The sequence below is a fragment of the Oleiphilus sp. HI0125 genome (genome assembly GCF_001635355.1).
Map to the genome: position 1 here is coordinate 1 of NZ_LWGF01001129.1, position 1196 is coordinate 1196.

At 46.8% G+C, this 1196-nt stretch carries 1 protein-coding gene and 1 pseudogene; both read left to right on the top strand.

Annotation, left to right across the window (positions count from 1 at the left end):
* Positions 1-267 (top strand): annotated as a pseudogene (locus A3762_RS28480) (tRNA pseudouridine(65) synthase TruC); the annotation flags it as partial.
* A gap of 1 nt (position 268) precedes the next feature.
* Positions 269-1196, top strand: a 928-nt coding sequence (gene bioA / locus A3762_RS19530; protein ID WP_068757214.1) for an adenosylmethionine--8-amino-7-oxononanoate transaminase, incomplete at its 3' end; no start/stop codon positions are given.

Genomic DNA, 1196 nt, shown 5'->3' on the forward strand with positions numbered 1-1196 from the left:
GTAGAGCTAAAACCTAGAACTGGACGTAAACACCAACTACGCAGACATATGAAACATATCAGTCACCCTATTTCGGGTGACGTGAAATATGGAAAAGGCAATCACAATAGACTGTTTCGCGATGAACTCAATTGTGATCGACTAATGCTCGCAGCCACGGATCTCAACTTGGTTCATCCTATAAGCAACGAGCCATTAACGTTACACTGTTCTTTTGAAAATAGCTTTCAAGCAACGCTAGATAAGCTCGAACAATACAAGGTTTAACATGACTATCCGCTCGCATAACTCGACCGACAAAGAACATATTTGGCATCCTTACAGCGCGATTGGCTCTGATCTCCCTATATTTCATGTCGATTCTGCTAAAGGCTGCAAGATCAAACTCAAAGATGGAAGAGAGCTTATTGATGGCATGTCGTCTTGGTGGAGCACCATTCATGGCTATAACCATCCAGCTATGAATGCAGCGCTAAATAGCCAGTTGGAGAAAATGAGCCATGTGATGTTTGGCGGACTGACTCATGACCCCGCTATCGAACTCACCGAAAAGCTGCTTGAGGTGCATGACGACCGCCTAAACGCGGTATTCTTTGCCGACTCCGGCTCAGTGTCAGTCGAGGTGGCGATGAAGATGGCGATTCAATATTGGGCGAGTCTAGGTAAACCCGATAAACAACGATTTCTAACTGTTCGTAATGGCTATCATGGCGATACTTTTGGCGCGATGTCGGTATGCGACCCCGTCAACGGCATGCACTCCTTGTTCGAAAAAACACTGGCCAAAAATCTTTTTGCGCCCGCGCCGCAAACGCCATTTGGCGAACCTTGTACCGATGAGGATGTCGGAGAACTAACGCAATTGTTAATTGATAACAAAAGCGAGATCGCAGCCGTAATTATTGAGCCGATCGTACAAGGCGCAGGCGGCATGCGTTTTTATTCAGCGGATTACCTAAACCGTTTACGCACGCTCTGCGATGAATACGGCGTGCTTTTAATCTTTGATGAAATTGCAACGGGTTTCGGACGCACAGGAAAGATGTTCGCCTATCAGCACACAGACATCATTCCCGATATTATTACCATGGGTAAAGCACTGACTGGGGGCTACATGACACTAGCCGCCACGATGACAACACGCGACATTGCAAAAACGATTCAGTCAAAGTCGCCGGGCGTTTTCATGCATGGAC